We start from the raw sequence: 2,632 nt of genomic DNA on the forward strand, positions 1-2,632 counted from the left end.
GCGCTCGTCTACGCGTTCCGCGAGTCGGTGTGGATCGCGGGCAGCGAAGTGCCCACGCGCCGCATGGCCATTCTGGCGAACGATCCCGGCAGCGATGGCGTGGTGCTGCGCGCCGGGGCCACCAACCACAGCCCGGCGCGCGCGCTGCTGATTGCCGGCAAGCCGCTGCACGAACCGATCGCGCAGTACGGYCCSTTCGTGATGAACACGCAGGAGCAGCTGAAGGAGGCCGTGCAGGACTTCCAGAGCGGCAAGTTCGGCGGCTGATGTAGTCGCAGGCCTACCGAAAATCGGCATCGCCCGCAGGTCACGGGCGCACGCATGGGGCATAGATTGGCCGCCATGCCGCATCGCACGACCAAAGCCCCCGAGGTCCGCAAGGGACAGGCGCCCGAAACACTGAAGCGCGACCAGTTCCACGAGCGCTTCATGCAGCCCTTCCAGGACCCCGCCTTCCAGTCCGAAAAGGAGGCRCTGCGGCGCATCGAGCTCATCGCATGGGAGGCCTACGAACAGGGCCGCAAGTCGCCCGTCACGCGCAAGGCCGGTCCGGGCCATGCCGACCCCGACTACGAACTTTCGGTCGACTGGCTCGAAGCCAGGGCGCGCATCGACGCCGCGCAGGCCGCCTGGGGCAGCCCGCAGACGCGCTCGCGCGTGCTGCTCGTCAACGGCTCGCCGCGCAACGACGGCACCTGTCCGGGGGAGATATCCAAGAGCTGGCGGCTGCTGCAACTCGCGCGCGAGGTGCTCGATGGCTGCGGCATCGAGGTCGACGTGCTCGACCTGAGCCTTCTCGCTTCCGACTACGGGCGCCACATCCATCCCTGCAAGGGCTGCGTGTCCACCGCCATGCCGCTGTGCCACTGGCCCTGCAGCTGCTATCCCAACCATGCGTTGCGCCAGACCGGCGACTGGATGAACGAGATCTACGAGCGCTGGGTGGCCGCGCACGGCGTGATCCTGTTCACGCCCACGCACTGGTACCAGTCCGCCAGCCCGCTCAAGCTCATGACCGACCGGCTGGTGTGCGCCGACGGCGGCAACCCCGACCCCACCAGCACCCACGGCAAGAAGCCCGACGAAGCCAAGGCCCTCGAACTCCAGGGCTGGGGCTATCCCAAGCACCTGGCGGGACGGGTCTACGGCCTGGTGGTGCACGGCGACGTGGCCGGCGCCGAGAGCGTGCGGCGCAACCTGTCGGACTGGCTCGACTGGATGGGCCTCATCGACGCGGGCGCGCAGGCCCGGCTCGACCGCTACATCGGCTACTACGAGCCCTACGCCACCAGCCACGACAGCCTCGATGCCGACGAAGGCGTGCAGGAGGAAGTGCGCAACGTGGCCCGTGCCGTGGCACTGGCCGTGGGCGAACTGCGCGCGGGCAAGCTGCAGGCGCCCGACCGCGGGCTGAAGCCGCCGCGGCTCAAATGAGGCATGCCGCGCCGCCGGAAGCCGCGCGCCCGTTCATGATTCTTTACGCAGGCTCACTTGCGGCTCACCTGGCCGATACAGAGGTCTTCCACACTTCGTCTCACCTGCTGCCCCTTGGCGGCGGGCTTCTTCGAAAGGAAGCACTTCTCATGATCTCTCTTCGCCAACGCATCGTCTGGGCCAGCCTTCTGGGCTCGGCCGCCCTCGCCTCTTCGGGCGCCTTCGCACAACAGGCCCCGGCGGCACCCGGCACTTCGCCCTCCACGCCCACGGCCGCCGTTGCGCAGGCCGAGGGCAGCGCGGCACCCAAGGCGCAGCACAAGCGCATGGACCCGGCCCAGCGCATGGAGCGCATGCAGGAGCACCGCGCCAAGCGGCTTGCCGCGCTGAAGGAAAAGCTCAAGCTGAATGCCGGACAGGAAAGCGCGTGGACCACCTTCGCAGCGGCCAGCCAGCCGCCGGCCCGCACGCAGCGCATGGATCGCGCGGAATTCGCCAAGCTCACCACGCCCGAGCGCCTGGAGCGCATGCAGGCGCGTCAGGCCGAGCGCAGCGCCAGGTTCGCCAAGCGCGCCGAAGCCACCAAGGCCTTCTATGCCGCGCTGACGCCCGAGCAGCAGAAGACCTTCGACGCGGAGACGGTGCATGTCGGCATGCATGGCCACCGCGGCCACCACGGCCACGGCGGCGCTGACGGGCAACCTTCGGCAGCACCCGCCAAGAGCTGACCCGCCGCCGGGGCGCCGGAACCGGCGCCCACGCATGAAAAAGCCCGCGATGCCTCGAGCACCGCGGGCTTTCTTTCTTCGTACATGGACGGCTATTGGGGCGTGCCGGTCCTTTCGGACGGATTGGTGGGCACGTCCGGCCGCTCGCCGGGCTGGCCGAACCGGGGCTTGGTCTTGCGGGCCATCTGGCTCACCTCGGCGCGCGACATTTCGCCGGTGGGTTGCGGCGTCGCGTTCGGCTGCGCATTCACGGTGGTGCTGGCCTCGCCCTTGGGCACCGGGTTGTTGGCGTTGTTGCGGTTGTGGGCGCGCGCCTCGGCCTTCACGGCTTCGCGCGACACCGGCATGCTGGCGTCGGGGCGCTGCGGCGGGTTGGGCACGCCGGAGGGCGTCTGCGTGCTGGCCTGGCCGCTCACGGCGGGGTCCGGCTGCGCAGGTATCGACGTGGCTTGCGCCATGGCGGCACCGGC

Annotated in this window: 4 protein-coding genes; 3 read left to right on the forward strand and 1 reads right to left on the reverse strand. The window is 69.7% G+C overall.

Features of this window, described 5'->3' with window-relative positions; translation table 11 throughout:
- The 3 genes from AC1DOC_RS28615 to AC1DOC_RS28625 form a co-directional block, all read left to right on the forward strand.
- Positions 1–267, forward strand: a 267-nt coding sequence (locus AC1DOC_RS28615; RefSeq protein ID WP_478131015.1) for a pirin-like C-terminal cupin domain-containing protein, incomplete at its 5' end; no start/stop codon positions are given.
- Positions 268–342: 75 nt separating this feature from the next.
- A complete protein-coding gene (locus AC1DOC_RS28620; RefSeq protein WP_436299148.1) occupies positions 343–1,434 on the forward strand; it encodes a flavodoxin family protein in 1,092 nt (363 codons plus the stop codon).
- 149 nt (positions 1,435–1,583) lie between these two features.
- Positions 1,584–2,162, forward strand: coding sequence for a Spy/CpxP family protein refolding chaperone (locus AC1DOC_RS28625; protein ID WP_436288780.1), 579 nt, complete (start codon positions 1,584–1,586; stop codon positions 2,160–2,162).
- A 92-nt stretch (positions 2,163–2,254) separates the two neighbouring features.
- On the opposite strand, the gene AC1DOC_RS28630 is transcribed toward AC1DOC_RS28625, so the two are convergent.
- Positions 2,255–2,632, reverse strand: a 378-nt coding sequence (locus AC1DOC_RS28630; protein WP_478131016.1) for a serine/threonine protein kinase, incomplete at its 5' end; no start/stop codon positions are given.

It is taken from the genome of Variovorax sp. 01T439_2, from assembly GCF_056398445.1.

Excerpts from the sequence above, each read along its gene's own strand:
- AC1DOC_RS28625 (WP_436288780.1), top strand. The coding sequence starts at position 1,584 with ATGATCTCTCTTCGCCAACGCATCGTCTGGGCCAGCCTTCTGGGCTCG.